Annotated in this window: 22 protein-coding genes and 1 pseudogene; 5 read left to right on the top strand and 18 right to left on the bottom strand. The window is 40.3% G+C overall.

From position 1 onward, the window contains the following. Positions 1-132: 132 nt before the first annotated feature. The 3 genes and pseudogenes from G7Y32_RS10555 to G7Y32_RS07875 form a co-directional block, all read right to left on the bottom strand. A pseudogene (locus G7Y32_RS10555) lies at positions 133-681 on the bottom strand (DUF1697 domain-containing protein). Then, positions 681-1,601, bottom strand: coding sequence for a serine hydrolase domain-containing protein (locus G7Y32_RS07880; protein WP_165212654.1), 921 nt, complete (start codon positions 1,599-1,601; stop codon positions 681-683). The pseudogene G7Y32_RS10555 and the gene G7Y32_RS07880 overlap by 1 nt, the downstream one beginning before the upstream one ends. Continuing rightward, on the bottom strand, positions 1,598-2,350 hold the full coding sequence (locus tag G7Y32_RS07875; protein ID WP_165212754.1) for a CppA N-terminal domain-containing protein: 753 nt from the start codon (positions 2,348-2,350) through the stop codon (positions 1,598-1,600). The genes G7Y32_RS07880 and G7Y32_RS07875 overlap by 4 nt, the downstream gene beginning before the upstream one ends. Before the next feature lie 113 nt (positions 2,351-2,463). Between G7Y32_RS07875 and G7Y32_RS07870 the strand changes: the two genes are divergently transcribed. After that, entirely contained in the window at positions 2,464-3,345 is an 882-nt protein-coding gene (locus tag G7Y32_RS07870) for a sulfite exporter TauE/SafE family protein (RefSeq protein ID WP_165212652.1), read from the top strand. Between the two features lie 253 nt (positions 3,346-3,598). On the opposite strand, the gene gla is transcribed toward G7Y32_RS07870, so the two are convergent. Beyond that, entirely contained in the window at positions 3,599-4,480 is an 882-nt protein-coding gene (gene gla, locus G7Y32_RS07865) for an aquaglyceroporin Gla (RefSeq protein WP_165212650.1), read from the bottom strand. A gap of 115 nt (positions 4,481-4,595) precedes the next feature. On the opposite strand from gla, the gene G7Y32_RS07860 reads away from it, so the two are divergent. After that, positions 4,596-6,872, top strand: a complete 2,277-nt coding sequence (locus tag G7Y32_RS07860; protein WP_165212648.1) for a Xaa-Pro dipeptidyl-peptidase — start codon at positions 4,596-4,598, stop codon at positions 6,870-6,872. An 81-nt stretch (positions 6,873-6,953) separates the two neighbouring features. Here the strand turns inward: G7Y32_RS07860 and G7Y32_RS07855 are convergent, their stop codons facing one another. The 4 genes from G7Y32_RS07855 to G7Y32_RS07840 form a co-directional block, all read right to left on the bottom strand. Then, a complete protein-coding gene (locus G7Y32_RS07855) occupies positions 6,954-7,646 on the bottom strand; it encodes a LexA family transcriptional regulator (RefSeq protein WP_165212647.1) in 693 nt (230 codons plus the stop codon). 117 nt (positions 7,647-7,763) lie between these two features. Further along, positions 7,764-8,588 (bottom strand): NAD(+) synthase, encoded by an 825-nt coding sequence (nadE, locus tag G7Y32_RS07850; protein ID WP_165212645.1) that lies wholly within the window; start codon positions 8,586-8,588, stop codon positions 7,764-7,766. A 601-nt stretch (positions 8,589-9,189) separates the two neighbouring features. After that, complete coding sequence (locus G7Y32_RS07845; protein WP_165212643.1) at positions 9,190-10,647, bottom strand: nicotinate phosphoribosyltransferase; 1,458 nt, start codon at positions 10,645-10,647, stop codon at positions 9,190-9,192. Positions 10,648-11,382: 735 nt separating this feature from the next. After that, positions 11,383-13,152, bottom strand: coding sequence for a DHA2 family efflux MFS transporter permease subunit (locus tag G7Y32_RS07840; protein ID WP_165212641.1), 1,770 nt, complete (start codon positions 13,150-13,152; stop codon positions 11,383-11,385). A 181-nt stretch (positions 13,153-13,333) separates the two neighbouring features. On the opposite strand from G7Y32_RS07840, the gene G7Y32_RS07835 reads away from it, so the two are divergent. Both G7Y32_RS07835 and G7Y32_RS07830 read left to right on the top strand, forming a co-directional pair. Next, positions 13,334-13,873, top strand: a complete 540-nt coding sequence (locus G7Y32_RS07835; protein ID WP_165212639.1) for a TetR/AcrR family transcriptional regulator — start codon at positions 13,334-13,336, stop codon at positions 13,871-13,873. A 178-nt stretch (positions 13,874-14,051) separates the two neighbouring features. Continuing rightward, a complete protein-coding gene (locus tag G7Y32_RS07830; protein ID WP_165212637.1) occupies positions 14,052-14,270 on the top strand; it encodes a hypothetical protein in 219 nt (72 codons plus the stop codon). A gap of 230 nt (positions 14,271-14,500) precedes the next feature. Here the strand turns inward: G7Y32_RS07830 and G7Y32_RS07825 are convergent, their stop codons facing one another. The 3 genes from G7Y32_RS07825 to G7Y32_RS07815 all read right to left on the bottom strand — a co-directional run bounded on the left by G7Y32_RS07825 (position 14,501) and on the right by G7Y32_RS07815 (position 17,512). Then, complete coding sequence (locus tag G7Y32_RS07825) at positions 14,501-15,889, bottom strand: amino acid permease (RefSeq protein WP_165212635.1); 1,389 nt, start codon at positions 15,887-15,889, stop codon at positions 14,501-14,503. Positions 15,890-16,431: 542 nt separating this feature from the next. After that, the gene (locus G7Y32_RS07820) at positions 16,432-17,052 is read right to left on the bottom strand and encodes a LysE family translocator (RefSeq protein WP_165212633.1); all 621 of its coding nucleotides are present in this window, start codon (positions 17,050-17,052) and stop codon (positions 16,432-16,434) included. 1 nt (position 17,053) lies between these two features. Beyond that, the gene (locus tag G7Y32_RS07815; protein ID WP_165212631.1) at positions 17,054-17,512 is read right to left on the bottom strand and encodes a hypothetical protein; all 459 of its coding nucleotides are present in this window, start codon (positions 17,510-17,512) and stop codon (positions 17,054-17,056) included. Positions 17,513-17,650: 138 nt separating this feature from the next. On the opposite strand from G7Y32_RS07815, the gene G7Y32_RS07810 reads away from it, so the two are divergent. Then, the gene (locus tag G7Y32_RS07810) at positions 17,651-17,833 is read left to right on the top strand and encodes an IS3 family transposase (protein WP_165212752.1); all 183 of its coding nucleotides are present in this window, start codon (positions 17,651-17,653) and stop codon (positions 17,831-17,833) included. A gap of 54 nt (positions 17,834-17,887) precedes the next feature. Here the strand turns inward: G7Y32_RS07810 and trxB are convergent, their stop codons facing one another. The 7 genes from trxB to G7Y32_RS07775 all read right to left on the bottom strand — a co-directional run. Then, the gene (gene trxB, locus G7Y32_RS07805) at positions 17,888-18,805 is read right to left on the bottom strand and encodes a thioredoxin-disulfide reductase (RefSeq protein ID WP_165212629.1); all 918 of its coding nucleotides are present in this window, start codon (positions 18,803-18,805) and stop codon (positions 17,888-17,890) included. A 65-nt stretch (positions 18,806-18,870) separates the two neighbouring features. Continuing rightward, entirely contained in the window at positions 18,871-19,095 is a 225-nt protein-coding gene (locus tag G7Y32_RS07800) for a DUF4059 family protein (RefSeq protein ID WP_165212627.1), read from the bottom strand. A gap of 144 nt (positions 19,096-19,239) precedes the next feature. Further along, entirely contained in the window at positions 19,240-19,983 is a 744-nt protein-coding gene (locus tag G7Y32_RS07795; protein ID WP_165212625.1) for an amino acid ABC transporter ATP-binding protein, read from the bottom strand. Continuing rightward, entirely contained in the window at positions 19,983-20,891 is a 909-nt protein-coding gene (locus tag G7Y32_RS07790; RefSeq protein WP_165212623.1) for an amino acid ABC transporter permease, read from the bottom strand. Before G7Y32_RS07790 ends, G7Y32_RS07795 begins: the two co-directional genes overlap by 1 nt. Positions 20,892-21,463: 572 nt before the next feature. After that, a complete protein-coding gene (locus G7Y32_RS07785) occupies positions 21,464-22,294 on the bottom strand; it encodes a transporter substrate-binding domain-containing protein (protein WP_165212621.1) in 831 nt (276 codons plus the stop codon). Between the two features lie 218 nt (positions 22,295-22,512). After that, positions 22,513-23,856 carry a DEAD/DEAH box helicase gene (locus G7Y32_RS07780; RefSeq protein ID WP_165212619.1) on the bottom strand — a complete coding sequence of 448 codons (1,344 nt, stop codon included), beginning with the start codon at positions 23,854-23,856 and terminating at the stop codon, positions 22,513-22,515. Positions 23,857-24,104: 248 nt separating this feature from the next. Beyond that, positions 24,105-25,196, bottom strand: a 1,092-nt coding sequence (locus G7Y32_RS07775; RefSeq protein ID WP_206221362.1) for a GBS Bsp-like repeat-containing protein, incomplete at its 5' end; no start/stop codon positions are given.

Below are 25,196 nucleotides of genomic sequence, written 5' to 3'. Positions count from 1 at the left end.
TTGCCATGGGCCTTTTCAAAGTCTGTGGCAATTTTTGAGCTTTAGAAAAATCCGCTAGGCTACTTCCTAGCGGATTTTATGAAACTTTTAAAAAACAGTCACAGTTAGCTTCTAAAAAGGCTTTAACAGATATTACAGATGGTCATGAGAAAGCCTAAGATAATCTGCCAGCTTAGCATTGGTCTTCTTATGATTGCGAATAGGCATTTCCTTATAGAAGGGTTGCTTGAGAGGGACCTTATGGTAAGCCATCTTGAAGAAACTTTTTTCCTGGTATTTGCCCCAGTACAGTAGATACCTAAATGCCCAAAATGGACAGTCTCATCAGCCAGTCCCAACGTTTCAATAAGCTTTTGCACCATCTTACTATCCAATTGTAAAAAGCACATTCTTTCTGGTTAAATCATCAGTCACCAATTCGGCAGCTCGTCTGCTGCAAAACCCTTGGACGCTATAAGGGCGAAGGTCTGCACAGAAAGTTGGCTGCAAGAAGGCTTTGAATTCCGCAATAATGTCAGCTTCTAGTCTTTCACTATTAAAAAAGAGGTTGCCGGAATTAACAGAGGTCGCAGCTTGACGATAACCCTACTCCCTACTACTCAGCTACTTAACCAAGTCAGCCATAACAATCTTATTCTTACCACCTACATTGATACCTCTTAGAAGCAAGGTAGAACGCATCAGAGCTCCTCCTTGATGACTGTAATTAATTGATCCCGATCCAAAATCCACTGAGCACGTTCATCCCTTTCATAAGTCCGATTGGAAAGGAAGATAGCTGCTTTCTGCGCTTTCCGGTTGTAGAGAACAAAGGTTCCTGTGTAGCCCGTATGCAGGAGCCAGTCACCCTGCTTGTCCCAAGCCAAACTGCGTTCTTTTGAACCCGAAGGTGCAAAATTGTGATTGAGATAAGTCGCAAAATCCCTTTGTAAATAGGCATTCAAAAATTTTTCCAAATCCTTCAGCGTCGAAAAAAGCCCTGCCGATCCCGTATGAACTCCCAAGACCTTGGCCTTAGGGTCATGCACCACTCCGGGTAATACTCCTTTGACCGTCGGGACTGCTACTGAGACTGGACCAAAGTTAGTTTCCTTCATGGCAAATGGTTTAAAAACCCTCTGCTTAAATACATTAGCTAGAGTTTGGCTAGTCAGAGTTTCCAGCATCAGCCCCAACAAAATAAAGTTGATATCCGTGTATTTAAACTCATGCTGACTGGTTACCTGAATATGATTGATAGCCTCAATCAAGGATTCAGCGTCTAATTTGTGACGGTTGGGAATATAGGGATCAATGCCCGATGTATGAGTCAGCAGCTGGCGGATAGTCACGCTATTATTAGCAAAAGCTGGATAATAGGCCCTAAGCGGCCAATCTAATTTGACGACGCCCTCCTTAACCATCTGAATCAGTACCGTCCCCACACCGACCACCTTGGACACACTGGCTAAATCATAAGTTAACCCTGGCACAACTGGCTGCTTACCATCTAAAGTTCCCAAGTAGAATTCCTGCCAATGTTCATTGTAAAGGGCAAGGCTGGCACCATGATAGATGTCAGCCTCAATTTGTCGCTCTATTTTGTCTAAAATCTTTTTCATTTGCTAAACCATAATTCAATTTGACTAGGATCAGAAATCACAAGTACAGTTTTCCCTTTGTCGAGGTATACTGAAAGGCCTGCAGCTTCCAAATAAGCTTTCAAAGCTGTAAAATCATAATCAGCTGGAACTTGATAATCAATAATTTCAAGATCCCAAGTGGTGTTCTCAGCTGCCTGCAGATCTGGACCTTGAGCTGCCTTTAAAGTCGGTAAAAAGGCTAGTCCAGCTAGGACTTGGTAAAACCCCTGAGAAGCTTTTAAATCAGCAACGTTCAGAACCAAATTAGCAATTTGGAAATCGGACAGCCCTTGAAAATCTGGCAAAGCAGCGAAGGTCAGACCAATCCCAGAAATTTCTTCCAAACAATCACTACTCTCCTCGGCGTGAAGGAGGACAACATCATTTTCTGGCGAAATGACTTCATAGGCATAGCCTCTCTCCCCCTTAAAGAGTCGCTTATAAGCTACTCCCTGAGCTAAAAGAGCCTCAATTTCAGCAGGATTTTGAGTCTTAACTTCTAAGCGATTAAGCTTCTTTGGTCCTTCGACCTCCCGCACGCGCATGGACGGGGATTCTTCAATAACAAGTTTGACATTTTTATTGACATAGCCGCTGAAAAAAACCTCAGAATTTTCCTCTTTTAAAACTTTAAACCCTAAGTTCTTGCGATAAAATTCCGTATTACGCTCCCGATTATTGATACGAAAAAACGGTGCTGCTAAAGTAATTCCTTCAAATAATGACATCATTTTTCTCCTAACTGCTTCCATTTTAGTCAAATTCTTTTCATTTGACAAATAATTATATGCTTTAAGCAAAAACTATTTACTATTACTAGCTTTTTCTGTAAACTAGGTACATGAATGAAAATCTAATTTTACACCTGATTCAGACAGTACTGGTGTTGGCTATGATTATCGTTATCATTGAGCTGACCCTTCATATTCGCCATAAAAAAATAAATATTTTCCAGCGTTTTACAACTGGATTTTGGATTGGATTAGTCACCGATATGCTAGATACGCTGGGGATTGGCTCTTTCGCAACGACGACTACTCTTTTTAAAATCACCAAACTCAACGATGATGATAGTAAACTGCCTGGAACTATGAACACGGCTCATGTTATCCCTGTCATGGTACAGGCCCTCTGCTTCATTTTAGTCGTCAAGGTTGAACCCTTAACCTTAATTCTAATGGCTTCCGCCTCCTTCTTTGGAGCCCTTTTTGGCACTCGAATCACCAAAAATTGGAATGAACGCCTTGTCCAACGAATTTTGGGGCTACTTCTGATTGTTGCCGCTTTGATCATGGTCTACCGTATGCTAACGAATCCCGGCGGGAATTTATCAACATCTGTCCATGGCTTACACGGTATTTGGCTGGCTATCGGTGTTGGCTTCAACTTTGCTATCGGTGTGCTTATGACCATGGGACTAGGGAATTATGCTCCTGAGTTGATTTTCTTCTCCTTGATGGGATTGAGCCCAACCATTGCCATGCCAGTTATGATGCTGGATGCTGCTATGATTATGACAGCCTCCAGTACTCAATTTATCAAAGCCGACCGCGTCAACTGGACCGGTTATGCCGGCCTAGTTTTGGGAGGCATTATCGGTGTTCTCATCGCTGTATTCTTTCTTACAAATATCGACCTCAATACTTTAAAAGTCTTAGTCGTAGGTATCGTTATCTTTACTGGTACCATGCTTATCCGCTCATCCCTAACTAAAAAAATCTAGCTTTGGCTAGATTTTTTTATAAAATTACTTGCAAAACTGGCAATGATTGATAGTCAAAAAATTAAAACCAGATTAGACAACGAGCTACTGATAACTTGGCTAGAGACTAAGCAAGCAACAGCTTGTAATACTGGAGTGTGGTAGGGGACATCATCAAAGGATCATTTTGATTTTCAAAGAGTATTAAAAGCTCAGAGAATATGATTAAGGATAAAAAAGAAGCAAGACAAACTTGCTCCTTTCTTTTGACCAATTACATATACAGCGCTTTAAAGGCAGCCACAGCAATGATACCGGCAATGATTGGTGCAACAACGGGCACCCAAGCATACCACCATTTTGAATCACCCTTATGTTCACCAAGAACGGTTTCAGGCAAAAGATGGTGGAGCAAACGAGGACCAAGGTCACGCACTGGATTAAGGGCAGGGCCGGTCGGTCCACCGAGGGAAATAACCAAGGCTGCAACTAAGAAGCCAAGACCAAGGTGAGCAGCCCCCAGAGCCCCACCAGTCATCAAAGGAATTTGCGGACTTTGCTGTGTCAAGGCATCGACAGTCATACCAGTTTGTTGAGCAGCATCTTTAAGAGCCTCAGATCCAAAGTAATTATGAGTCAATGCCAAAGCACCAAAGACCAGAACAAAAGTTCCGATAAACTCGTTGATGAAACCATTGATAGTGGAAGGACGGCGACTTTCTTCTGTACCATCATCCAAGGCAGAGATAGTCGAGAAAGAACCAAGGATGGCATTTGGATCTTCTGTCTTTTGATAGTAGGCCGCATGTCCCATTACCAAGATACCTTGTCCCAACATAGCTCCCAACATTTGAGCAATCAGATAACCTGGGACATAGGTCCATTTGAAAAGACCTGAAACAGCCAAACCAAGCGTAAAGGCAGGGTTGATGTGATTACCAGAAACGGTACCAAACATAAGAGCTGGCAACATTACGGCAAAGCCATAACCAAAACCGATAACAAGCCAACCTGATTTATGGCCTTTGGTTCCCTTCAGTTCAACATTGGCAACAGAACCATTCCCAATCAAAACCATGAGAGCAGTTGCAATAACCTCTGTGGCATACTTCACCAGCCATTCATGTGTCAGGGCTTCTTTAAAAAATTCATTCATTCGTCTAGACTTCCTTTCTCCTTAACAAGTATTTAGACAGCTACCATTTTATCAAGTATAATAGATAAAGTAAAGGTATTACTGAAAATAAAACGTTTACTAGTGAGGTAAGAGCATGCGCTTCAATCAATTTAGCTACATTCCCCTTTCAGTCCAAGAAGCTGAAGCAGAATTACAAGAACTAGGTTTCTCTGTCTCCCTAAAAGAATCAGCCAAGGCCAATCTGGAACGTTTCCTTCGCAAAATTTTCTTCCACTATGGTGATACTGATATTCCCTTAAGCAATTGGATAGCCGATCCTGAGACAGATCTACTGTCTTTCTTTCAATCTGACAGACATCTGACTGAAGAAATTTTTTATACGATAGCTTGCCAAATTCTGGACTTTGTTCCCCATGTCGATTTTGAAGAGGTCACTGATTTTCTGGATCAGACAAATTTCCCTATTCAATACCAAGAGGATCAGTTTATTTTAAATCTCTATCAATTATTGGCAACCAGACAAAAAACAGGCATGACCCTGATTGATAAACTGGTCAGTCAGGGACTTATTCCTGCTGACAACCATTATCACTACTTCAATGGGAAAAGTTTGGCAACCTTCGATACCAGCCAGATTATTCGCGAAGTTGTCTATGTTGAAACCAGTATTGACAGCGATCAAGATGGGAAAAACGACTTGATTCGCGTCCATATTCTGCGGCCTCAAGCCAATCAACCTATTCCAACAACCATGACCGCCAGCCCATACCATCAAGGTACTAATCCTGTGGCAAATGATAAAAAAATGCACAAGATGGATGGTGAATTAGCTGTTAAACCTACTGGTCAGATTGAAATCGAAGAAAAGCCCATCCCTCAAGTGACCTACAACAAATCACAAGCCCCTCAAGAACCTGCCTGTGAGACTTTTACCCATATTGCCAACTACAGCCTCAACGACTACCTTCTAGCTCGAGGTTTTGCCAATATCTATGTCTCAGGTTTAGGCACTTTGGCTTCTGAAGGGTTTATGACCAGCGGAGACTATCAGCAAGTCAATGCTTTTCGGGCTGTCATTGACTGGCTCAATGGCCGGGCTGTTGCCTATACCAGTCTCAAACGAACCAGCCAAGTCAAAGCTGACTGGGCTTCTGGCAAAGTGGTTACTACAGGAATTTCCTATCTGGGAACGATGTCCAATGCCTTGGCTACTACTGCTGTCGATGGTTTGGAAGTCATCATTGCCGAAGCCGGTATTTCCTCCTGGTATGACTACTATCGTGAAAACGGCCTCGTGTCTAGTCCAGGGGGGTATCCTGGTGAAGACTTAGATGTTTTGACCGAATATACTTATTCCAGAAATCTCCTAGGCGGCGAATACCTTCGCAGCAACCAAGCCTATCAGGCCTTCCTCAAGCAGATGAGCCAAGACCTCAAAAGAGACAGGGGAGACTATAGCCAGTTTTGGCAGGACCGAAACTATGTCAGTCATGCCAAAGCAGTTAAAGCTGAAGTTGTTCTAACTCACGGTAGTCAGGATTGGAATGTCAAGCCACTTCATGCTTATCAATTCTTTAAAGCTCTTCCTTCTGATATTAAAAAACACCTTTTCTTTCACAATGGCATGCACGTTTACATGAATAACTGGCAATCCATTGATTTCCGAGAAAGCATGAACGCCCTCCTGACTCATAAACTCTTGGGCCTAAACAACGGTTTTTGGTTACCAAGCATCATCTGGCAGGACAATAGCCAAGAACAAGGCTGGCAAAGTTTAGAAGATTTTGGCGGGACCAACTATCACTCCCTTGTTTTAGGCCAAGATCAAGCGGTCATTGATAACCACTATAACCAAAAAGATTTTGATCGTTATGCCAAGGATTTCAATACGTTCAAGGCCCAACTCTTTGAGGGCAAGGCTAACCAAGTTACTCTCGATTTGACCTTGGATAACGACCTCCTGCTCAATGGTCGTCCACGCCTGAACCTGAAAATCAGATCCTCAGCCAACAAGGGAATCCTGTCCGCTCAAATTCTAGATTTTGGACCCAAGAAGCGCTACAAAGATGTCCCGACCACCAAGGAAGCCCGAGGTATTGACAATGGCCGCAATTATGTTCGCGAAAATTGTATGGAACTTCCTTTTGTACAAACACCATATCGGGTTATCAGCAAAGCCGTGCTCAACCTTCAAAATCGTCAGGACCTGCTGTCCATTAAGACAGTCCAAGCTAATCAATGGATGACCATTCAGTTAGACTTGCAGCCTAGCATCTACCGCTTAGCTAAGGGAGATCAGCTCCGTCTGGTTCTTTACACAACTGATTTTGAGCATACCATTCGCGATGATAGCGACTATCAGCTGACTGTAGATTTAGCTCACTCTAAACTCTTACTCCCCTATGGTTAAAATTAGATCCATCGAATAAAACTATAAAAGACTCCTAGAGTCGATTCAGAAGAATCTCTCCAGAAGTCTTATTTTTTATTCTCAAGCACTAGCATCGATTGGCATAAAGTTGCCAACAATTTTACCAACAATTCTAGGGTTCTCATCGTAAGGAGCGAATTTATCCGCATACTGCTGATTGATAGAAACTAGGCGAAGACCATTTGGTTCGCGATAAACCCGCTTAATGTAAGTTTGACCGTCCCAATCAACCGCATAAACAGCCCCATCATAATCAAAACCAGTCTGCTTAATCAAAACTACTTCACCATTAAGGTAGGTTGGCTCCATAGAATCTCCAAAGACCCAAGAAGCAAAATCATGATCCAGTTCCTCGTCATAGAAAACCTCATCATAGTTGCCATCATTGAAGTAGGTATAACCCGTACCAGCTGACAGGCGTTCGTAGACCTTGTAAGCAAAGAGTTTCCGTCCAGACTCAGATCTTATTTTGCCTTGTTCAGCTAAAAGATGATTGGCAAAGTCCACAGTCTTCTTTTTATTACCCTTATTGAGTTGAACATAGGTCTCAACAATCTCATATTCTGACAAAAAATAAGAAGGATTCACCTGCAAAATCTTGCTGAGCTTGTTCCAGTTCTTTTGATTAGGTTTGGTTTTTCCGTTTTCCCAGTTAAAATAAGAGGGACGGGAAATTCCCAATTGTCTGGCAACATCAGCCTGTGACATTCCCAATTCCTTACGACGATTTTTCAATTTTTCAGCCGAAAACATAGCCTCACCTCATCATTAGTTTTATAACTTACAAGTAGTATAACATAGGAAAACAAGCCAAGCAAGGGATTACCCCCAAATGTATTCAAAAAAGTAGCCTCAGAGGACTACTTGAACTTAATCTTTCCAAAAATCATCAAAGACAGTGATTGGCAGATGGCGCTTGTGCTCACCCTTGAACCACCAAGTTTCAATCGTCTTTTGAGCCTGAGGACTAACACGCTTCCCTTCCAGATAATCATCAATATCCTGATAAGTCACACCCAGAGCTACTTCATCAGCAATACCAGGTTTGTTTTCTTCTAAATCTGCTGTCGGAATTTTTTCATAGAGAGATTGGTCAGCCCCCAATTCTGCTAGAAGCTGCTTCCCTTGACGCTTATTAAGACGAAAGAGAGGCAAAATATCAGCGCCCCCATCACCAAACTTGGTAAAGAAACCAGTCAGATTTTCAGCCGCATGATCTGTCCCAATAACCGCTCCGCTATTTTCCCCAGCTACAGCATACTGGGTAATCATCCGTTGGCGGGCCTTGATATTCCCTTTGTTAAAATCAGAAACTTTAACGCCCGCCTTCGCCAGCTCTGCTACTTGACCATCGACCGCTTCCTTGATATTAATGGTCAACGAAACATCCGGTTGAATAAAGGACAGAGCCTTTTGAGCATCAGCCTCATCGGCCTGAACCCCGTAAGGTAGACGAATAGCGATAAATTTGTAGAGTTCACCTGTTTCAGAACGCAGTTCCTCAACAGCCATTTGAGCCAGACGACCGGCTAAGCTGGAATCCTGACCGCCAGAGATGCCTAATACATAACTCTTTAAAAAGCTATGCTTTTTCAAATAAGCCTTGAGAAAATCTACTGAGCGTCTGATTTCTTGCTTGGGATCAATATGTAGTTGAACCCCTAATTCTTTAATAATATCTTCCTGTAAGCTCATCGCTACCTCCTCTATTTAAGATATTAAGCCATTAAACACTCCAAAGAAAAATTGGAAACCTGACAATGAATCACATAGATTCAAAGAAAGTGACTTTTTTCACAGGAGTGTAGTCATATTCGATTACTAAGATACTAAGCCATCAAGCGACTCAAAGGATTTTAAAAAGTCTGAAGTTTCTGCTTGCCTAATTGTTGCTTTTTAGCTTTTAGGAAGCAAGCTTCAGCAGGCTCTCCTCAGACTACTGAACGCTGCTCAGTCGTAAGCGTGTTCAGTTAAATTAAGATACAAAGGGCGTAAAAAGCAATTAGGATTTTAGAAAGGTGATACTGTGTGCTTGCACACAAGGAAACTTGTCTAAATCCCGAGCTTTTAGCCGTATTCAATTGACAAAATACTAAAGGACGTTCGCTTTAGCAAAAATTACTGCCAGAGAATAGCGACTTGCTGCTGACTACTGACACACAAGAGAAGTCATCTTGTCTCCGAAAAAATTAGTCCTGTATTTATAAACATCACTATCACACTTGAAAATGAGACCCTGAAAGTAGCCTATCAGCCAATTGAAAACCTTGCTTTAACCCCTTAGTCAGGACTATCCTTAAAAGTCCTGAGTTTGATTGGCCTTTTCCCGCATTTTGGCAATCAAGTCCATCTTGTCTTGCCAAACATCAGGAGCTAAATCAACTGGATAATCCTGCGGATTGAGGACTCGCTTGTATTCATCCCAAAGATGATCCAACTCTTTCCTAGCGTAATCCTTGATTGCCATCAAGCTCGGCCGTTCGTAGACCAAACTTCCCTCCTTAAAGATGTCCTGCAGAAGGGGAACAGCATCAAAGTTCTTAACAGTCTTATTAATATAAGTATAGGTTGGATGGAACATGTTCAATTCCTTAACCTCATTGACATCAACGCCATCATAGGTGATGTAATCACCTTCAGATTTGCCCTTCTCGCGGCTAGTAATCCGCCAAACCTGCTTTTTACCAGGCGTTGAAACCTTTTCAGCATTGTTGGACAGCTTAATGGTATTTTGCATGATGCCCTCGTCATCCTCTAAAGCAACCATCTTGTAAACAGCCCCTAGAGCTGGTTGATCATAGGCTGTAATCAACTTGGTACCGACACCCCAGACATCAATCTTAGCTTTTTGCATCTTAAGGTTGAGAATCGTATTTTCATCAAGGTCATTGGAAGCATAGATATGAGCATTTGGGAAGCCAGCTTCATCCAGCTGCTTGCGGACTTTTTTCGACAAGTAAGCCAAATCCCCCGAATCCAAGCGAACACCCAGAAAATTAATCTTATCACCTAGCTCTTTAGCCGCCTTGATAGCTGCTGGTACGCCCAATCTCAAAGTATCGTAGGTATCCACCAAGAAAACACAATCTTTATGGGTCCCTGCGTAAGCCATAAAAGCATCATAGTCATTACCATAGGCCTGAACTAGAGCATGAGCATGGGTTCCGGAAACTGGGATACCAAACAGCTTACCAGCCCGAACATTGGAAGTAGCATTAGCACCGCCTATGACTGCAGCTCTAGTCCCCCAGATCGCTGCATCCAGTTCTTGAGCCCGACGGGTTCCAAATTCCATCAAGGGTTCATCATCAATAACCGATCGAATCCGAGCAGCCTTGGTCGCAATCAAGGTTTGGTAGTTGACAATATTAAGGATAGCCGTCTCTACCAACTGACATTGTGCTAAAGGACCTTCGATTTGCACGATAGGCTCATTAGCAAAGACCAAATCCCCCTCCTTAGCCGAACGAACGCTCAAGGTCATCTCAAGATTTTCCAAGTAATCTAAGAAATTCTTAGGATAACCCAAATCTTTCAAATAAGCCAAATCTGTTTGTGAAAAGGTCAGATGATTGAGATAGTCGATAATTCGCTCTAAACCGGCAAAAATCGCATAACCATTAGCAAAAGGCTCTTTGCGGAAAAAAACCTCAAAAACAGATCTTTTATTGTGAATCCCTTGATTAAAATAGACCTGCATCATATTAAGTTGATATAAATCAGTATGTAAAGTTAAACTGTTGTCTGCATACATCTGCCTGTTCTCCTTTGAGTTTGTGACTATTATAACATAATAGAAAATACTAAGGGCAGTAAGAAAAATGAAGAATTTTAGAGGACAGACAAAAATGTCGATTTATTAGGACGGCAGTCTAAATTATCAGTCTTTCAGCTCCTGTTCAATTTCAAAAGATACAGAGCTATTAAATACCTTAACCAGGCCATTCTCAAACCATTAGATATTTTCTTAATTAATATCAGTCGTATTTTAGAGAATTTGGGAGTGGGGTCAACCCCAATATTAAAAATTTTGGTTCTCACTACTCCCTAGTTTCAAGGTGGTGACCTGAAAGGGTCTCTTGCCAGAGCGTTTTTGACACTTACTTTGCAAGCAAAAGGTCTGGGATCTTTTGAGATTGGAAATAAGATACATTCGTTTAGTTTTTCCGCTTTGGCCTTATGGCAAAAGGAAAACCAACCAGCAGTGGTTCATTGGTGCTAAAGCACCTCATGAACTGTGCAGGAGTAAGACTTTTTGGCATAGCTAATAAGTCTTACTCCCAACCACTACGCCAAAAGTTTATTCCAAAGCAGGAATACTGGATGAGTTCCTGCCCAGCCTCAAGTATTCGAAAGAAGAAGTAAATAATGTACCCGCTTAAAATCTATACAATTAAGGATATTAGGTATAAAGTTGAACCAGAAAATACATTATTCCTTAGAGGAATATTAATTTAAATTTGAATGAAATAAAATCGTATTTATATAATCATTGATTTTTCTTATCTGTCATATAGGCAAGGGGTAAGCATACTAGAACGATGATACCGCCAATATTAAATACTTGGTCGAATGCTTGACTTAATTCATCATTTTTAGATTTTACAATATTTTTTAGAGAATCCGTTAACTCTTCCTTTTGTGCTAATAATTGGATAGCCGTACTCATCTCCTTTTGACCCATTGACAGGCTGGACAAGCTTGATTTCAACTGTGGAAGCGGAACAGCCCCAGCAATTTTTTCAGAACCAGCAACCATCAGCTCATTAGCATCATAAAGCTTACGATAATCACTACCCTTTTTAGGCTTAGGCAATTTACTTTTATCCTGCGCTGCTTGCTTGATTCTTTTAACCATTGTGTTTTGTTTCTTTGATGTATTAGTACTATTTTTAGATGTTTTAAAAGTATTTCTTATTTCTTCACGTGCGACTTTCTTTACTTTTGTTGATAGAACACGATGATCAATTTGATGATAAGCTTCTTCTTTAATATTAGCTTTTGCTGTATTAATATTTCCGTTTAAAATAGTAACAAGCAAAGCTATACCTAAAGCCTGTCCAATATACCTTGAAGCGTTGACAATACCTGAGCCGATCCCTGTTTTGGTAACTGGCAGATATTTTACTGAGGAAGTAAGCGCCATCGCCATAAAACCAAGGCCAAGGCCAATAATAATATTACAGCAAACGATAATACCTTTTGAAGTATTTTGTTCAACAAATCCCAACATGAATAAGCCGCCAGCCGTAACTGCTATTCCAATACCAATTAACAGCTTAGCACTGAGTTTTTGATACATCTTTGTTGCCAAGGGCATACCTATTGCTATAGCTAGAGAAGCCGGAACGATTAAATAAGCTGAGTGCAATGCTGAGTAGTTGCGGACATTTTGCAAAAAATAATTCACTACAAATGAAGGCACGATAATGGCAAATCCAAAGACCATATAGACAATACTGGAAGCCGTAAATGTTTTTTCTCGAAATAAGGAGAGCTCTATAATTGGTGATTGGACTTTTCTCTCAGTAAGAATAAGAAGAACTAATCCTACCAAGCTCAGCATGAAACTTGATACGATTGCCTGAGAAGTCCAACCGTATTCTCGGCCTTCTAACAGACCAAAAATCAATCCTCCTAGTGCAAGCGTTAGAAAAATCACGCCTAGCCAATCAATATTCTTAGTTATACTTGAGTCGTATGATTCCTGTGTTCCCATTAAAATAAAAAGTAAGGCTAAGACAGCTATCGGAACATTAATACCAAAAATCCAGTGATAACTGGTCCAATTTATAATTATCCCTCCTATGACAGGTCCTCCTGCCGCTGCAATAGCTCCAAAAGCCCCTATAACTGCAGTAATGCGACTTGTTTTCTTTTTTCCAAACAGTTCAATCCCCATAGGCAAAACAATAGGAGTAAGAATCGCTCCTCCAAGTCCTTGAAAAAAGCGATAAATAATAAGAGGGAAAAGTGAGCTTGCGGTCATACAAGCAAATGAAAAGCCTCCAAATACAATCACCCCAATGAGCATGACTAACTTTCGACCGTAAATATCCGCCAGTTTAGATGCTGTAATAATAAAAGCTGACATAGCTAAAACATAAATTGTAGCAACCCAGCTAGTATCAGTCAGCCCTGTGTGTAAATTGTCCATGATATCAGGAAGGGCAATGTTGACAATCGTAGCATCTAAAGCTCCCATAAACATTGCCAGAATAAGACCGATAAAACCGATAATTTTTCTTATATTCGACATTTAATATGTCTCCTTTCTGAATAAAGAATAAATGTAAAATAATAAACTACGCAATAAAATACTAGACAAGCATTTCCAAGAAGGATGCCGGAATTTATTGATAATTTATAAAAAAAGAATATAATAGTACGTAAAAAATAGCCATGACAAAATTGAACAAGTTGTTAAATTAAGAAAAAAAATGAGTCAAATAAGACAGACACAAAGTGTAAAACATCTCAAAAACGCCTTAATCGATTTACTATTAGAGAAAGATTACTTCAAAATTTCGATTGGTGAAATTGCAAAACGGGCAAATGTCAGTCGAGGCACCTTTTATCAACATTTTCTGGATAAAGATGATTTAGCCTATACTATTGGTGAAGAAACATTGGAAAGATTCTGGAATATCCTTTCCAAAGGTAATTTGTCCAAAAGAGAAAAAATAGTGGAAACCCTAGAAGAGATTCAATTGGATTTTAAACACTTTAAAGCTATCTCTCAAGCCTCTCACATGGAATTTTCCCAAAAAGTTCAAGAGTTAATAAGAAATATTATAAATAATAACCCTACTTTAAAAAATAAAATGAAAACTCACACTGGAATCTCTAATGATATTATTATTCAGGTTTTTTGTGCTTCTTTTGAAACCGTCATTTCATCTTGGATAAAAAATGATTTAAGAGAAAAACCTTCAGAAATCACTGATATTATTATGAAAATAGAGAATATCTTTTGGTAATTAAAGAATCTTAGGCAAAAAGATTTTTCGACTAACTAAAACCAGAGGGGCACGAAGATGTGATCCTCTGGTTTTTAATATTGCCTCATTAATGCAAAAACAACAGCATCAATAACACCATTACTTTTTCCTCAAGTTGAAAGGCTATTATTTTAAGTTTGGGATATAAACTTTTTATATGAAGATAAGCGATTTACATTTTTTTGAACTAAATGTACTGGCTCTAACTGAAAATTATTGGCTTGCTAATACATTGAAATATTCCAAATTCCCATCAATGACCATCAAATTTATGAAAAGTTCATTTATCATTCCTAATACCTATGACATTCATCAAATACCGATTGATACTAACAATAAAAAAATTTGCTATCAAGATGATGAAAATAATAATTAATCCTCATAATTAAAAAACTTTGAGCTCGTGCTAAGGTTTTACTATCCTAAAAAAATCCTAGAAGAGAAACTCTTCTAGGACTATTTATATATTGATTTTGCAAGAGTTAAAGCTGATTAAACAATCTTTAATATTTCTTATATTGGCTTTAGATTTCTTTAGACACACGAAAATCCAGCATATAGTTTCTAGTGATTTTATTTTTCACTACATGAGGACTATAGCATTAATTAATCATTCTTACGCGTAACCATTTGACAAATGGTTCCCATGACCAAAATCCAAAGGGTCGAGCCGACTGCTCCAATAAAGGTTGACTGTTGCAGAAAGAGTGACAAATAGATAAAGCCAAAGAAGGCAATAGTCAAGGGATTAAGCACCTTATAGGCTGGCATGAGAAAGCCATTCGCCATAAAGTCTTGCGATTTGCGATAGCGTAGATGGGCCAGCATAGTAAGGGCATAGATAGCAATGTAAACCCCTGAAGAAGATGAGGTGATAACGGTAAAACTATCGGAAATCCATGGAACTACGCTGAGAATAGCCGCAATAACCATAAATCCAGCTGAGGTAAAAATAGCATTTTGCGGAACATTGGTCCGAGACAAACGGTTAAGTTTGTAGCGATCCAAGGCAGGCGTTTCTCTGGCCAATTGGTAGAGATGACGGCCGCTGGAATAGAGCATAGAATTGAGGGAGGAGGCTGCTGCTGTCAAAACCACAAAGTTGATAAGAGCAGCTGCCCAGTTGACACCGGCTAACTTAAATACCATAACAAAAGGGGACTGGTCATCAGGCAGCTGCCTCCAAGGGAAGATTGACATAATAGCAATCAAGGCTCCTACATAGAAGAACATAATTCGACTTGGAATAGCATGAATGGCCTTAGGCAGAACCTCTCTAGGATTCTTAGTTTCAGATGTTGTAATCCCGACAAACTCAATAGCCTGATAGGCAAAGAAGACCATTTGGAAAGCCATAAAGAAATGATCAATCCCCAAAGGAAAGAAATTAAAACCATGGAAGATATTGGTTAGACTGGCATGACCAACCGGAGTCTGAAAACCTGTCAGAACCATAAAAATAGCTGTCACAATCAAGGCTAGAATAGCAATGATCTTAATCATCCCAAACCAGAACTCTACTTCGCCAAAGACAGCTACGGCGACGACATTGACACCGCAGAGGATCAAGAGAAAGACCAACTGAATCAGCCAACTGGGAGCGCTGGGAATGAAGTATTGAACATATTTAGCAATGGCAGTCAACTCTGCCATCCCTAAGAGTACCAAGGATATCCAGTAGGACCAGCCAGCGAAATAGCCCCAGCCCTGTCCCAAGTACTTGGTAATAAAGTTAATAAAGGTATGTTGGTCGGGATCTTGGAAAAGCATCTCCCCAATTCCTCGCATCATCAGGTACATAAAAATTCCTGTGATGATATAAACCAAGACAATGGAAGGCCCCGTCAGGTGAATGGACTTCCCAGCTCCCAGAAAGAGCCCTGTCCCAATGGTTCCGGCAATGGCGATAATCTGGACATGACGGTTGGTCAATCCCCGATCCATACCATTTTTCGTCGTTTCGACATCTGCCCCGTTTGTACGTTGTTCTGACATTTGAGCTTGTCATCTTTACCTGCCAGCTTAGAGGCTGGAGGTTCAAAGAATTTCCTCCTTTTGAAGTATAGGTAATATTATAGCACAATTCGAACAATAAGAAAAAAGCACTCCAGACGGAATGAATTGATATACTCCCCCATAGTGGGCAGTGAAATAATATCTTGGAATTCTATTTCTCTTATCAGCTATAGCTTATAATCATTTTTGAGAAGTACTATTAAAGTTCATATGCTTAGGAGCCCTCGTCTCAATAACCCATTAGAGTATCCATTAGCCCCCGTTAACTAGGAGCCAACAAAGAAAATATCAATATCATTTTGATTAGAAGTGGACTACCAGCTGGAAAATTTTTCTTCACAGTAAACCAGTGTGATAACAGCACTTTTGTAATACTTACCGAAGTTTTTGAATTATCAAATCAGGGTAACTTTCCAATGATAATGAATCTTAGAAGAGAGCTCCAGATAGTTTTCTTAGATTGAATACCTTCTTCACCTTATATTCTATCTTTATATAGTTATCTAATATATAGTGAGAACTTAAAAATTTTGGAAGATCACAATAATAGCTGATAGTACCATTGCTAAACCTCCTATACCGTTTATCCATTTTTCTGAATGTTGCCCTAGTAATTTGCCGATATGAGAAGCAAAAAAACTGTATAGAAAATCATTGACCAGCCCAATTACTAAATAAGTTACGCTCAAAATAATTACTTGGGCATAGAGAGAACTTTGTTCATCAATAAATTGTGGTAAGAAAGAAGCAAAAAAAATAATATTCTTAGGATTTAAAAAGATAAGCAGAAAACCATTTTTAAATCCTTCTCCTTTTTTGGGGGGAACTATTTCCTGACTCGCAACACTAGAGTCTTTGATTATTTCTAATAAACTTCTTATCCCTAAATATAATAAATAACTTATCCCTAAAATTCTGAAAAGACTATATAGGATAATCGATGTATTGAGTATAGTTCCAATACCAATAAAAGATAAGACTAAACATACTAATCCCCCAAAAAAACTCCCCCATACCACTTCGTAAGCAGTTTTTTTCCCATGAACCATACTGGTTGTTATTAAGTATGTTACAGTTGGACCTGGTGGAGAAATAAGTAAAATACAGGCTATAACATAAGAAACCCAGATTGATATTGCCATTTTAATTTTCCTTTATTGTTCTATATTTTATTTCACTTTTATTCAAAGTTAATAATGCTGTTGGAAGTTCAATGTGAACATATTTATCAGGTATTAACGAGGAAGGCATATATGATAAAAAATTTAATAAATTGTTTTTATTGTTAGAGGCATAAAGTGTATAGAAATTCCCAGAGTTCCAGTTAATCACGGCATAGGCAAAAAACTTCGATAAAGCATCTATAAATTGTTCAAGTGTAACAAGGCCGTTATTCATATCAGATAAAACATTTTTCTTCTTTAAGAAAATATCTTCTTCTGAGAAAAAACGTCTTTTAAAATAGATATCTTTAATTTGTTCACGTTTAAAAAATTCATTAGCGTCTGTATTAGAAAACTTTTCTATAAAACCTATTATACCATCAGATTTTAATTTACTTTTAGTAAATTTTATTTGTTTCTCCCGATTAGAGCTGTACATTTGAAAAGTAGTGTCTTCAATAATAAATAAAGAATGGCCTACTCTAAAAGGTTAGATAAGGCTCAAAAGCGAAACAACAAGTAAGATTAGGATGTAAACTGGTCTCTTACCAAGCATCTATATGTACAAAGAAGAAACATCGATTGGAAGCTTTTTCGACCACTTCAAGAGTGCTACACCCCTCAACTCAACACTTACAAGACTTTTGAGGAATTAGTCACTTATATTGATACCTATATCCATTTTTACACTAACTATCGTTATCAAGAAAAGCACAATGGCCTTGCTCCTCTTGAACTGAGGAACAAGGCCATTGCCTAATCTTTTACTATTATACTTGTCAAATAGCGGTTCCCCAGTCTTTTGGGGTAATGCCTAAGCCTGCTCAGTAATATAATTATAGACTTCTTGACCGGCAATAGCACCATCGCCAACAGCTGTTGCAATCTGCCGCAGGTCCTTCTGGCGAATATCACCAATCGCAAAAATACCTGAGCGGTTAGTCCTCATTTTCTCATCGGTAATAACCCAGCCTGCTTGATCGGTAATCCCAAGATCACTGATCATGCTGGACACTGGATCTAGACCAACATAAACAAAAACACCGCCAAATTCATGGTTAGTCACTTCCCCAGTCTTAACATTCTTGATGTCAACCGAGCGAACCTTAACATCATCACCCTTGATTTCCTCAACCACAGAATCCCAGATGAAGTCAATCTTATCATTAGCAAAAGCTCGATCCTGCAAAATTTTTTGCGCTCGCAATTCATCACGGCGGTGAACAATAGTCACCTTATCAGCAAACTGGGTCAAGTAGATTCCTTCTTCAACCGCTGAGTCGCCACCACCGATGACCAAGAGATCTTGATTGCGGAAAAAAGCCCCATCACAGACCGCACAGTAAGAAACCCCACGGCTATTGTACTCCTGCTCACCGGGAACACCAACCAAACGGTGTTTGGCACCTGTTGCTAAAATAATGGTTTTGGCATCATAGTGATCTTCGCCTGCAATTACCCGCTTGAAATCACCGTGATCTTCAACCCTTTCAACAATGCCATAAATATTTTCGACACCAAATTTTTCCAAGGGCTCATACATTTTCATAGACAAGTCTGGACCAGAAATAGTCTCAAAACCTGGATAATTCTCAATATCTGAAGTATTATTCATTTGACCACCAGGTGCTCCTTGCTCAATCAAGCCAACCTTGAGATTAGAACGACCAGCATAGAGAGCAGCGGTCATACCACCAGGACCAGAGCCAATCACCAATGTATCATAAATCATATCTTTCCTCCTTAGGATATCTTTAGTAGACCTAGTTTACTCCAGAAGTGCAACAGGGTCAACTATTATGACTTTACCATCAAAACAATAGCCATAAAAGCGAAGGATAGGATGGGAATAGAAATCAAAGCCATCATAATGCCATCATAAAGGGCATTTTGCCGCTCCTTGATCGTCTTATCTTTTAACTTGAGAGCCCGATAAGACAGCCAGACAATCACGGCAAAAATAACAAAGGCAATAGCCATAAATAGACCTTGCAAATAAAATTTAAAAATATCTACTAACATAAAAAACCTTAGGCACTTTAATAGAATCTAACCACTTGAACTGACCAAGGTAAAAGACGCCCCAGCTCTCCAAGCAATTGAGACCGAATCCACAAGAAAACCCGCTTGACTGGCCAAACGAGCTTCAAACTTATTCCTATTATATCAAACATAAGATTTTTTGTAACTAGCAAAAAATTCTTTAGTTCTTTCCTCTTTTGGATGGTTGAAGAGCTGGTCTGGCGTTCCCTGCTCGAGAATTTTTCCCTTTTCTAAGAAAAGAACTTTATCAGCTACCTGAGCAACAAAATTCATATCATGACTGACCAAAACCATGGTTTGGCCAGTCTTAGCAGCATCAGCAATAGATTTTTCCACTTCGCCTACCAATTCAGGGTCTAGAGCCGAAGTCGGTTCATCCAAAAGAAGAACATCTGGCTTCATCGCCAGGGCCCTTGCCAAGGCCACCCGTTGCTTCTGTCCGCCGGAGAGGTGGCGTGGGTAATGATTTTCTCGATCAGCTAGTCCGACCTTCCGCAATTCCTCTTTTGCAAGAGCTGTTGCTTCCTTATCGGGCATCTTTTGGACAATCTTGAGTCCTTCTTTGACATTATCCAGAGCTGTCCGCCGTTCAAAGAGGTTGAACTGTTGAAAAACCATGGCCAGTTTGCGGCGCAGAGTCAGGATTTCTTCCCTAGTAATGGTTTCAAAATCTACCCTGAAATCATCAATCTCAATCGTGCCAGAATCCGCTTCTTCCAAGTAATTCATACTGCGTAAGAAGGTCGATTTCCCAGCACCAGAGGCACCAACGAGAGCGATAACCTGTCCCTTTTCAATTTCCAGATCAAGGCCATCCAAGACCTTTTGACCGGAAAAGGTTTTGGTCAAATTTCTAATCTTGATCATTAGCGTAAGCCTCCTTCTTCTCCGGAAATATTTTCTGGTGATTTAATTTCCATACTCTTTTCAATATAACGGCCAATATTTTCAATGATAATGCTGACAATCCAATAAATCAGGGCAACTGAAATGTAACGTTCAAAATAGCGATAGTCTCGGCCACCGATAATCTTCGCTTGGGCAAACATTTCAATAATACCAGCACTGAAGGCCAGAGAAGTTCCCTTGGTCAGACTAATCAAGGTATTGATGAGGGTTGGGGTTGCGATAACAGCTGCATTTGGAATAATAACCCGACGGTAGATTTGAACATTGGTCATTCCCAAACTCTTGGCCGCCTCAATTTCACCTGAATCAACCGCCTGAATCGCTGCTCGAATAGTCTCACTGGTATAAGCCGCTTCATTGAAAGCAAAGGCTACAACCGCAAAGACCAGTGGAGAGACATTATTGATATTCCAACCCGAATGGGTCTTCATATTAATATAGCGCAATAAAAGCGGAATCCCGTAATAGGTCAACATAAGCTGAACCAAGATAGGTGTTCCCCGCAAAAAACTGACAAAGAAAGCCTGAATTTGGTAGAGAACAGGCACTCGATTAATTTTGACAATGGCAAAAAGCAAGGCCAAAATCAAGCCAAAGATAGAGCCCCAAACCGTCAGCCCCAAAGTCATTGGTAAATGCTTTAAAATATCAGGAATAGCACCAAAAACAGCGCGTACGCTAAAAAGCATTCCATCAGGCAAGGTATTAACAAACTTGTCATAGAGACCTGTTTTTATAAGATAACCCCATACCTGCATCAAAATCAGGATAACAAGGATTAAGCCGATAAAGAAACCAGCCATTTTTCCTCTAGTTGTTTTAAAGAACTTACTCAGCCCTTCTTGTGAGTTATTCGTTTCTGACATAGAATCTCCTAATTTTTATTTTTATCAAGTTATACTATCAGTTCATTGTATCATCCTAAGCAGCAGCTGTAAAATAGTTGATTTCTAAGACTAGAACTAGATAGGAAAACAGCATGAAACAGGTAGGACAACAGCCATGATGGCTCTGCCCTAACCCATGAATATCGCAATATCTGAAAATGACGTATAAAAAATCGATAAATCACCAGAAATAGCGATTCCGATTTTCCTCACTCTCTTATGTTAAGGCTCAGGCCTCTTCTGTCACTCTCTTGTTTCAAGGCGCGGCAGCTTTGCTTGCTCTACTCCTAACCTTCAGCATGTTGCCATACTCTTGCATGGTCATTAAAAAACCACTAGATTGTTGAAAGCAGCCTGAAAATAAGAATACACGCCCTAAATAAGAACTTCCAATCAACAGCGACTCGGCTCATTGGTGATCGAACATCGAATAGCTTAGGCAGAAACAAGACCCAATTGCTCAAGACAGCAGGTCCCAGCTACCGTATCAAACTGTTCCATCTAACAATAATTAACACGAGGCAGGCCTTTTATCCCAGCCGATTTTTCTATTACTTAAGACTGGAAACGTAGTCTCCACCAAAATACTTTTGACTTAATTTCTTCAATGTACCATCTTTTTGAAGGGCCTTAATCCGCCGGTTAACAAAGGCTTGCAGCTCTTTACCCTGATCTGTCTTTCCAAAGAGGAGGTATTCCTTACCATCCTTGTTAGAACCGACTTTATCTTGTAACTTGCTGACCGTGAAGTCAAAACCTTGGTCCTTGGCCGCATAGCTGGAAGAAATTTGGTCGTAAAAGATAAAGTCAATCTTACCCTGATCCAAATCTTGAAGACGTGAAGTGAAGCCTGTTTGACCAGAAACATAATTGACCTTGATTGGCTCTTTATCAGGATGCTGCTTATTCCAATCCTCTAGGGTCTGAGCATAGTTGGAACCTGCCAAAGCTTCAGTAGATTTCCCAGAGAGCTGCTCCAGCTTGTCATACTTGGTGCCAGATTTGGTCACAATAGCATAGTTAGAGACTGAGATTGGATCAGAAAAGAGATACTTCTTAGCCCGATCAGCATTGTAATTGAAGTCATTAGCTGCAATTTGATAGCGATCTGAATCAATGCCCGGCAAAATAGACTCAAATTCGGCTGTCTCAAATTTGAGATGATACTTCTTTGAACCTTTAAAAATAGCCTTCATGACTTCAATATCATAGCCAGTTTGCTTATTATTCTTGCCAGTAAAAGTGAAGGGAGCCGTATCAGAATCTGTTGCAACAATGATATCCTGCTTGGCTGACTCATCCGTTTTAGACGAACAAGCCGTTAAAGTTAAAACAGCTAAACCAAGTACCAAGCCAACTAGAAAAACATTCTTTAATTTCATAGACAGTCTCCTTAAAGTCTTCATCGTGACACTAGTTTAACATGTCATGAATATTTTGAATAATAGGGAATTTCTATCAAGTGATAAATAGATACTATCAAAAAATTAAAAAGAACTTTTAGATGAATAGTTAAGAAACTATTCGAAGGGCAAAATCAGCCGAAACAGCAGATAAAAGGCCGGAAACCTAACCCCAGCCTTTAACCAATATATTAAATTTAAAAACTCTGTTTTTTAGCTTTGCGACTAGCACGGCCCTTGGCTCTGACTTGTGCTCGTCTTTCTCGCTTACGTTTTTCGTCAACCTTCCACTGAATTTTCTTCTTGTAGCCCGGTTTAATTTTTTTCTTTTTCTTCTTAACCAAACCAATCATTTCCGTGTCCAGTTTCTGGTAAGATTTTTCACGATTAGCCCGACGGTCACGATCATAGGTATCTTGGAATTCCCCATTTTTAAAGACCTTAGGTATAAAACCAATCCCCATCTTTTCCAGTTCACGAATATCAGTGTCATCACTAGGTTGGTAGAGCGTAATAGCTGTACCAGACAGACCATTACGTCCCGTACGGCCGACCCGATGAACAAAGAAGGACAAATCCTGCGGAATGGCATCATTGATGACATGGCTGACCCCTTCAATATCAATCCCCCGAGCCGCGAGATCAGTCGCTACGATATACTCAAAATCCAAACGTTTAATTTGGTTCATGAGTCGCTTACGCTCCCTTGGCGGAACACCACCGTGAATCTTAGCTACTTTGAGACCATTGCTTAGCAAAAAGTTATGAAGTTCATCCGCCCGCTCCTTAGTATTGACAAAAATCATAGCCAAATAGGGATGAAGATGGGTCAAAATTTCCAGAAGCTGACTATTCTTATCGCGGCCCTTAGTCGAAATCAGCCAATTATCAATGGTATCAGCAATCACCGTCTGAGTTTTAATTTTTTCAATAATAGGATCTGTCAGATACTTCTTCAGAAAGGGCTGGAGCTTTTGTGGAATGGTAGCCGAGAAGACTAGGAATTGCACATTCTTAGGCAGACTGGCAGCAATCTTATCAACTGTGTCCAAGAAGCCCATGTCCATGGTCATATCAGCTTCATCGACAACAAAAGTGGAAGCCTTGTGAATATCCAAATGACCTGATCTTATCAAATCATAGATCCGACCGGGCGTTCCAATGACAATCTGAGGCTGCCCAGCCTTCAACTTGTCTACCTGCCGCTGCTTATCCGTTCCCCCGACATAATTGACAAGGCGAATCTCACTATCAGCTTGGTCAGCTATCTGTTTAGCTGCTTCATAAATTTGAGTAGCCAGTTCCCGACTAGGAGCCGTAATAACTGCCTGAACCTGCTTGACCCCTTCGTCTATTTTTTCAAAAATTGGCAATAAAAAGGTGTGGGTCTTGCCCGATCCCGTCTTAGATTCACCAACTAAGTCACGGCCAGAACGGACTACTGGAATCAATTTGGCCTGAACCGGAGTGGGTTCCTTAAAATTCATCTGATCCAAAGCCTGATTAATATAAGCCTTGAAATTATAATCTTTAAAAGTCATACGTCCCTCATTAACTCTGCCTGAGCTCTTTTATACCTTATTCTGCTTATTGACTTAACCCATTATACCAGAAGAAAAGCCTGAGAACCAGCTTTTCAGGCTTTATTCTGACTTGCAACTATAATAAAAATGCTCGTATCTTTTTCATAAGGCGAGCATTTCTTATATCGCAATTATCAAAAGGCCCTGTCCCTAGTGTCTCCTAAAACACTAGGCAGCAGGGCCTGTTATTGATAAATCTCGTCAGGCTAGGCATCTGTAATCTTGATAAACGGAGCACCGATACCACTGGTATCAATCGGGTCATGACTTTGGTCATTCCAAAGCTGACTCACTGAATACCAGCCAGAGAGTCCAGAAGTATAAGGATCGGATACATGGGTACTGCCATTGTTGTAGCCCTTGAGAACCAATTCATGACTGCCATTGCTGACAAAGACACTATTCTGCACAGCGGCCAGAACATGATAGCCTTGCAATAGGGCTGTTTGAACCTGACCTAAGCTTCCCAGAGGTGTCGCAACCAGACCCCAATGACTAGCAGCTTGTAGGATCCCTTGACCACTGGTTCCGTCAAAGTTCTTGTTGAATTCATTAGTATTGTTGTAAAGGTAATCGGCCACTTGGTTCGGGGTAACTTCTTGGCCCTTGAGTGAGCTGATAACCATTGCTAAATCAGTTGGTACGCAGCCTGTTGGGCCAAGATATCCGCGGCCATATTTCAGACCAGACCAGCGGCCATCTCTTTGATTGTAATAAGGTGTGTCATAGTTGGACTTATTAACTTGGAAATCATAACCGGCCAAAGCAGTCATCTTATCTCCAAGTCGTTGATAAACATGGGCATGATAGGTTCCAGTACCATTGTGGTTTTGAGTATTGACTTGCAGGGAAGCCTCTAGGTTGGAACGGTTCATCTCATACCAAATGATATCATCCTGATCATGAGTGTCCGACCAAACAGCCACTAGAATATCACCATTACTGGGAACATTATGAGCCGTGATCAGGTAGTTTCCAGTTCCCTTATAGGTAGTGGTTACCGTTACCTGCTCTCTATTCTCATTAGCTGGCACCTCATAAGTTGTTCCCGTGACACCAACCAACTGATTATTGTTGTCAACATAGTATAGATGAACCATATAGGTACCCGTCTCATACTGATGCTCAGACAATTTCACAGTCACTTTATAGCTATTATCGGCCTGTTTACTAGCATCATACCAGATAATATCATCTTGGTCACGATTGCTGGTCCAAACAGGAACCTTGACCGCTACAATACCGTTGCTGTTCGACACATTGGTAATCAGGACATCAAAACCATCGGAAGTCTGATT

The organism is Streptococcus tangpeifui (genome assembly GCF_011038795.1).
Lineage (GTDB): Bacteria > Bacillota > Bacilli > Lactobacillales > Streptococcaceae > Streptococcus > Streptococcus tangpeifui.
This window is presented reverse-complemented; position numbering and strand designations above follow the sequence as displayed.

Bases quoted from the DNA above. Each gene is read 5' to 3' on its own strand.
- G7Y32_RS07880 (WP_165212654.1), bottom strand. From the start codon at position 1,601: ATGAAAAAGATTTTAGACAAAATAGAGCGACAAATTGAGGCTGACATC.
- G7Y32_RS07875 (WP_165212754.1), bottom strand. From the start codon at position 2,350: ATGTCATTATTTGAAGGAATTACTTTAGCAGCACCGTTTTTTCGTATC.
- G7Y32_RS07870 (WP_165212652.1), top strand. From the start codon at position 2,464: ATGAATGAAAATCTAATTTTACACCTGATTCAGACAGTACTGGTGTTG.
- gla (WP_165212650.1), bottom strand. From the start codon at position 4,480: ATGAATGAATTTTTTAAAGAAGCCCTGACACATGAATGGCTGGTGAAG.
- G7Y32_RS07860 (WP_165212648.1), top strand. From the start codon at position 4,596: ATGCGCTTCAATCAATTTAGCTACATTCCCCTTTCAGTCCAAGAAGCT.
- G7Y32_RS07855 (WP_165212647.1), bottom strand. From the start codon at position 7,646: ATGTTTTCGGCTGAAAAATTGAAAAATCGTCGTAAGGAATTGGGAATG.
- nadE (WP_165212645.1), bottom strand. From the start codon at position 8,588: ATGAGCTTACAGGAAGATATTATTAAAGAATTAGGGGTTCAACTACAT.
- G7Y32_RS07845 (WP_165212643.1), bottom strand. From the start codon at position 10,647: ATGTATGCAGACAACAGTTTAACTTTACATACTGATTTATATCAACTT.
- G7Y32_RS07840 (WP_165212641.1), bottom strand. From the start codon at position 13,152: ATGTCGAATATAAGAAAAATTATCGGTTTTATCGGTCTTATTCTGGCA.
- G7Y32_RS07835 (WP_165212639.1), top strand. From the start codon at position 13,334: ATGAGTCAAATAAGACAGACACAAAGTGTAAAACATCTCAAAAACGCC.
- G7Y32_RS07830 (WP_165212637.1), top strand. From the start codon at position 14,052: ATGAAGATAAGCGATTTACATTTTTTTGAACTAAATGTACTGGCTCTA.
- G7Y32_RS07825 (WP_165212635.1), bottom strand. From the start codon at position 15,889: ATGTCAGAACAACGTACAAACGGGGCAGATGTCGAAACGACGAAAAAT.
- G7Y32_RS07820 (WP_165212633.1), bottom strand. From the start codon at position 17,052: ATGGCAATATCAATCTGGGTTTCTTATGTTATAGCCTGTATTTTACTT.
- G7Y32_RS07815 (WP_165212631.1), bottom strand. From the start codon at position 17,512: ATGTACAGCTCTAATCGGGAGAAACAAATAAAATTTACTAAAAGTAAA.
- trxB (WP_165212629.1), bottom strand. From the start codon at position 18,805: ATGATTTATGATACATTGGTGATTGGCTCTGGTCCTGGTGGTATGACC.
- G7Y32_RS07800 (WP_165212627.1), bottom strand. From the start codon at position 19,095: ATGTTAGTAGATATTTTTAAATTTTATTTGCAAGGTCTATTTATGGCT.
- G7Y32_RS07795 (WP_165212625.1), bottom strand. From the start codon at position 19,983: ATGATCAAGATTAGAAATTTGACCAAAACCTTTTCCGGTCAAAAGGTC.
- G7Y32_RS07790 (WP_165212623.1), bottom strand. From the start codon at position 20,891: ATGTCAGAAACGAATAACTCACAAGAAGGGCTGAGTAAGTTCTTTAAA.
- G7Y32_RS07785 (WP_165212621.1), bottom strand. From the start codon at position 22,294: ATGAAATTAAAGAATGTTTTTCTAGTTGGCTTGGTACTTGGTTTAGCT.
- G7Y32_RS07780 (WP_165212619.1), bottom strand. From the start codon at position 23,856: ATGACTTTTAAAGATTATAATTTCAAGGCTTATATTAATCAGGCTTTG.